This is a genomic window from Piscirickettsia salmonis LF-89 = ATCC VR-1361 (assembly GCF_000297215.2).
GTDB lineage: Bacteria > Pseudomonadota > Gammaproteobacteria > Piscirickettsiales > Piscirickettsiaceae > Piscirickettsia > Piscirickettsia salmonis.
The window spans coordinates 1-5,380 of record NZ_AMFF02000009.1 but is presented as its reverse complement, the minus strand read 5'-3'; the positions used below and the strand labels follow the sequence as shown (position 1 = coordinate 5,380).

Here is a 5,380-nt window from a genome sequence, read left to right as displayed (position 1 = left end):
CGCGTTTTGCTCGGCGATTTTGCATCATTGGATGTGCAAAATACCTACCGAGGTAGCGACGCTTACGAAATTTTATGACTAATCTGCTTTTTTTGCAAGACAAACAGTCACTTTTTTTTATGACTATTTTTCATAGAGAATCAGCAAAAAATCACAACAGTTGTGACCAATAGTCACCATGAGTGTGACTACTAATCATCATGGTTGTGACGAAATTGCTCTGAAAGCCGCATGGTTACTAATTCTTCCCTTCTATTATTTTAAGCACCCTATGATTAATTTGAAATATTTTCACGTTAGTTAAAATGATTCTCTATTATAAATCCAAACTCAATTTAAGGATATTAAGTTACAAGTAATCAAAAATGAAAAGAACCCGTTAATCTAAACCAATTTAGTTAATTTTAAACTAAAACAGTTTATTTTGGTTTGAAAGTGGTGCGACCGGTGTACTCACCGCAGCGCACGAGGCAGGGGTGAATTTCGTTGCGAGGAACGAGCAAGCGAAAGAGGGGCCGACCGGCAACGGTCCCTTCTTATTAAACTATTACAAACTGAAATAGTTTTTATTGGTTTAATTTAAACTAAATTAGTTCACTTTAGTTTAAATATGAACTAGAATAAACTAAAGAAATAAATTATCAGGATAAGGTTATGAACGATGTATCCAGAGGGCTAATTATAGCTATTGTTGCAGAAAAAGGGGGGCAGGTAAATCTACACTTGCGATTAACCTTTCTGCTCAGTTAAGTAGACAAAAAAAAGACGTGCATTTACTTGATACGGATATTAGACAAAGGTCAAGTTCTAAGTGGATTGACTTGAGAAATGCAAAAATAGAAAATGGTGAGGATTTACCTATCATCCATAATACAAGCAAAACAGGTAATATCAAGCCTGCCATTGCAGATTTATCATTAAGACATGAAGTGGTCATGATTGATACACAAGGAAGAGACAATAAAGCCGCTAGATTTGCATTGTTAAACTCCGATCTTATTTTAATACCTATGCAAGCGAATTATTTTAACTTAGCAACGCTGGAGAATATATGTGAACTACTGGAAGAAACATGGAGTCCAGAAAAACCGAGAGTTGTTCGTCTAGTATTTACCCAAATTTCAACACATGTGTTTAACAATGACCTCATTGAAGCTAAAAAATACATAGATGCATATGTAGATATACATGAAGATGAAAATTTTGACATTCTAAAATCATTTACTAATGTAAGGTCTGCCTATGGGAAAGCTGAAAGTAGCGGGTTAGGTGTAGTTGAAGGTACTGACAGTAAAGCAAAAGCAGAGATACAATTAATCCTACAAGAAGCTTTGGAGAGTCTAAATGAGCCAGAATCAGTCTAAATTTCCAGCGCCAGCAAAGAAAGTAAAAAGAGAAAAAATATCTTCAAAGGCTACAAAAAAAGAACTAGAAATTACTAGCAAAGGTGATGATAGTTATATTGAAAGAAATGAACTTGACCCAAATGCTCCACCAACAAAAGGATATACCGTTCCGTTAAACGAATATGAATTAACCTTATTGCTGAAAATATCAGAAAAGCACGATAGATCACAGCGAAAACAAATTAGAAGGTTTGTTATAGATGCATTAGAGCAAGAAGCTAAAACTTTGGGTATTGGTATATAGGATAAGAGAAAAACAAACTAATTTAGTTTAAATTAAACCAATAAAAACTATTTCAGTTTGTAATAGTTTAATAAAAAGGGACCGTTGCCGGTCGGCCCCTCTTTCGCTTGCTCGTTCCTCGCAACGAAATTCACCCCTGCCTCGTGCGTTGCGGTGAGTACACCGGCCGCACCACTTTCAAACCAAAATAAACTGTTTTAGTTTAAAATTAACTAATGTAGTTAATTTTTATTTCTCCTAGGAAAAACCTCTGGGATCCCGCATGATATATGGGGAAAACATATTCATCTTAAACTCCAAAACGAAATGAGTTAGACAACTCACGCTGGTTGGCTATGCTTTCCTTACTGACACTATATGGAAGCATAAAATACCTGCCGCAGTTGTTGCCGTTAAAAATGCTAAAAATGAAATTACAGGTGTTCTTAACCTCTACTCTTAAAAAGTATACTTTTTAGTAATCAGTATTTGAGTACTGCCAAAAAATAGTTCATGGAGCAATTATCATAAAGCCTTAAAGCTAAAGATAAGCTTGATGGTTATGTAAGGGGTATATAAAAGTAGCTTTACTTCTCAGTGCTGTTATATCAGGCTATATTTAGGTTGGAGTAGAGCTTGAATTTTTTCGATTACAGGGAATTAAAGAGTGTACAAAACTTATAATGAGCTAAAGTGCCTCAGAGAACAAGTTATTATTGACGTAGATAAACCAGAGTTTTCAGGTGATACTCAAATAAAAGTGTGCTCTTACGACTTAAGGCTGGGTAATATATTTTGGAAGTCAAAAAGAAAAGGAAAAATAGATTTATCATTTACGAAAATATATCAACTGTCCCCTAGAAGACTATGGAAAAAAATTACCTTAAAAAAAGAGGGTAAAATAACGATAAAGTCTGGAGAAATGCTGCTTGGCAGGACTCATGAGAAAATTACTATCCCTCCGGAACTTGTGGGCAAAATAACAGTTAGAAGTTCATATGCTAGATTAGGGCTATGGACAGCCTGCAATTGTGATTTGGTGAATCCAGGTTATGAAGGTCATATACCGCTAGAGCTTATTAACACTTCTAAACACGACTTGACTTTAAAACCATATTTGCCTATTTGTCAGCTATTTTTGATGAAACTAGATGGCGAAATTGATTCCTGTTATCAAAGTGAAATTTTTCAGAGTAATTATATTGATGATGATGGAGGTCCATCTAAATGGTGGCGTGATTTATTGAATAAAAAAATTGAATCTGATGGTTGTTTGAATAGTTATGCGCTTGATGAGATTAAATTAGAAATTAAAGATTTAGATGATGATATTTTGAATAGATTTGAAGATTTTATTGATAAACGTAAATTTGATAATTCTCAAGATCTTCTTGAGCAGTTCTCAAAAAGTGAAAAAAAAGCAAAAAGAAGAAATAGAATTTTATATCTCATTTGTGGTGCTGTTGAAGTGGTACTCTTGGGACTCATTGCGAATTCTTTGTTTGCTAAATCAATCCTTAGCTTTCTCATTTTTTTAGTTATTTTTTTAGTAATATTAATACCAATAATAATGTATTTTGATACCATCAAGGATAACAATTTTTATGAAAGAAAATAAAACCAATATATATATAGCGTGTGCTTTAACTAACATGAAAAAAAGCGTTTTTGCTAATTATTCTAACCATATAAAACAGCTTGCTTTATGGCTTAAACAAAAAAAATATTCAGTTAAATACGCCTTAGAAGACAGTGACCCTCAGCTATCACTTATAGAGAAGGGTGAGCAGCCGGCACTTTGCTATAAATGGGATAAAGAGATGGTTGAAAAATCAGATGTTATTCTAGCAGATGTTACATTCCCTTCTATTGGGCTTGGCATTGAGATGCAAATAGCAGCAGAGAATGATATAAAACTTATTTTAATGCACTCTTCTGATTGGTCTGAATGCGCGGATGATAAAAAATACGAAACTGAGGAACATCAACACTATCATGTTCAAATAGGGAGTGACAACATTTCTTTAATGGCACTAGGACTACCAAATGTATTTGGGGTAATAAATTATAGATCAAAAGAAGACTTATTTAACCAGCTTGAGAATAGCCTCTGATCTCCTCATATCCACAAGCCTTGTTGGTATTCTTTCTTAAAGCCCATTTTATTCAAATCAATATTATGATTATTTACAATAGAAAAAAACCTATCTTTCCAATGGTGGTTAGGATTCACTTTATTCATAAAGTACAACATCATTGTGAGGGTGTTATATATTTTTCTAGCATTTTCATTTAAATCAACACTAATTAGCAAGTCTTTAGGTGCTTTTTTTCTTGGTATTTTCATTGTAACTGTTAAATCTCGATTCCATAACCTTGAATGATGGGCGCACAAATTCCTTATAAAAGATAACTGGTGTAAGAAAGAGCCTAAAAGTTTTTCGTCGATATTGTAATGAGATGCTATTTTTTGTTTTAAATGACGGCCCTTAATATTTTGATAGCACATGGAGAGCTGGCCAAAAGTAAATAGCTCAACACTGACCCATATAGGCGGGAGGGTTTCAGTATATGCTTCTCTATAGTGATTAACAAAAGATTCATTACTACGCCGGTATTCATCTTTAAGTTTAGAAATTAGCACGTTATATTTGTTTGTATTGAAGAATGCCTCTGGCTGTAAGTGAGCATGGGAGCCATGTTCGTGAGCGAGGCAGTAGCAAAGTTGAGTTCTGACTGAGACTTCAACACGCTCTATTGCATCAAGAACAATTAAGCGCAATTCTCTATCAAAGATATATAGATTGAGCACGTCATCAAAACTTGTACCTTCATAAAAAGTATGAGACACGCGATCTTTTTGAAAAGGTATCCAATATGCTGCAAGGCGGTAATAGTTTAGGTTTTCGAGATAATGTAAAGCACGGTCTTTATCTGGAATTACCATACCTCTGCTTTCTAAAAGCTGTAACTGTTTTTCAAATGAAAGAGGTGGCTTGTTGAATGAAGCTTTCATCTGGAGTGGCCCCAGAAAAAAGTAACCCCCCTGGGTGCGCTATCATCCGAAGATAAGGAAGCGTGGGAGGTGTTGTTATCTACAATTATATACAAAATTTTTCCTCGATCAATCATTTTGAGCTGTGATGTCGTATGCTTTTGAATTTTACATGATTTATTCATGGTTAGAAAATAAACTTAATGCTCGGGCGCTTGACCCACTTCGAATATTAGGTGTCAAAAACGCTTAACATGTAGAAGTAGGAAGTTTAACACGTTACCAATGTTTTCAATGGCTGCATGGCAGGAGCTACTACGGTAACGTGTATAAAATATAGGCATTCATAAATTAAGGGCTTTCTATACCTGGCTTTACATCCCGCAATTTAAATTTTTTGGGACAGCAATATCTATATTCTTCGGCTTTGGTAAGTTGATGTTTGACATCAGCTCTGCATATTCATCTTTGGATTTTATCTGTAGTCTTGGATTAAATAGCCGCTCTTCAAAAATTGTACTTACAGTATTGCCGTTATAATCATGCCCAGGGTAAACGAGAGTTTGGTCAGGCAGTGTAAGAAGTTTATTAAAAATACTATCATACTGAGAAAATGGATTACCGTTTTGGAAGTCTGTTCTGCCTGTCCCGCGAATAAGCAATGTGTCACCAGTAAAAACCATATTATTAAGCAAAAAACAGTATGAATCGTCTGTATGTCCTGGTGTATAGATAGGTTGAATTGTAAGATTATCT

Annotated in this window: 6 protein-coding genes; 4 read left to right on the top strand and 2 right to left on the bottom strand. The window is 34.6% G+C overall.

Going from position 1 to position 5,380, the window contains the following annotated elements:
- The first annotated feature begins 665 nt into the window (after positions 1–665).
- The 4 genes from C200_RS00810 (at position 666) to C200_RS00795 (ending at position 3,743) form a co-directional block, all read left to right on the top strand.
- Positions 666–1,364, top strand: coding sequence for a division plane positioning ATPase MipZ (locus C200_RS00810; RefSeq protein WP_080664862.1), 699 nt, complete (start codon positions 666–668; stop codon positions 1,362–1,364).
- Positions 1,345–1,650: a hypothetical protein gene (locus C200_RS00805; protein ID WP_016211528.1), complete on the top strand. Its 306-nt coding sequence runs from the start codon at positions 1,345–1,347 to the stop codon at positions 1,648–1,650. The genes C200_RS00810 and C200_RS00805 overlap by 20 nt, the downstream gene beginning before the upstream one ends.
- A 646-nt stretch (positions 1,651–2,296) precedes the next feature.
- Positions 2,297–3,247: a dCTP deaminase gene (gene dcd, locus C200_RS14370; protein WP_016211532.1), complete on the top strand. Its 951-nt coding sequence runs from the start codon at positions 2,297–2,299 to the stop codon at positions 3,245–3,247.
- Positions 3,234–3,743 carry a hypothetical protein gene (locus tag C200_RS00795; protein ID WP_016211534.1) on the top strand — a complete coding sequence of 170 codons (510 nt, stop codon included), beginning with the start codon at positions 3,234–3,236 and terminating at the stop codon, positions 3,741–3,743. Before dcd ends, C200_RS00795 begins: the two co-directional genes overlap by 14 nt.
- A 5-nt stretch (positions 3,744–3,748) precedes the next feature.
- Here C200_RS00795 and C200_RS00790 read toward each other — a convergent pair whose 3' ends face one another.
- The gene (locus C200_RS00790) at positions 3,749–4,645 is read right to left on the bottom strand and encodes an Abi family protein (protein WP_016211530.1); all 897 of its coding nucleotides are present in this window, start codon (positions 4,643–4,645) and stop codon (positions 3,749–3,751) included.
- A 353-nt stretch (positions 4,646–4,998) separates the two neighbouring features.
- Positions 4,999–5,380 (bottom strand): MBL fold metallo-hydrolase (locus C200_RS00785; protein WP_033923632.1); only part of this gene is annotated, 382 nt, incomplete at its 5' end.

What these genes read in the sequence shown, in the direction of transcription:
- C200_RS00790 (WP_016211530.1), bottom strand. Translation starts at nt 4,645, where the DNA reads ATGAAAGCTTCATTCAACAAGCCACCTCTTTCATTTGAAAAACAGTTA.
- C200_RS00805 (WP_016211528.1), top strand. Translation starts at nt 1,345, where the DNA reads ATGAGCCAGAATCAGTCTAAATTTCCAGCGCCAGCAAAGAAAGTAAAA.
- C200_RS00795 (WP_016211534.1), top strand. Translation starts at nt 3,234, where the DNA reads ATGAAAGAAAATAAAACCAATATATATATAGCGTGTGCTTTAACTAAC.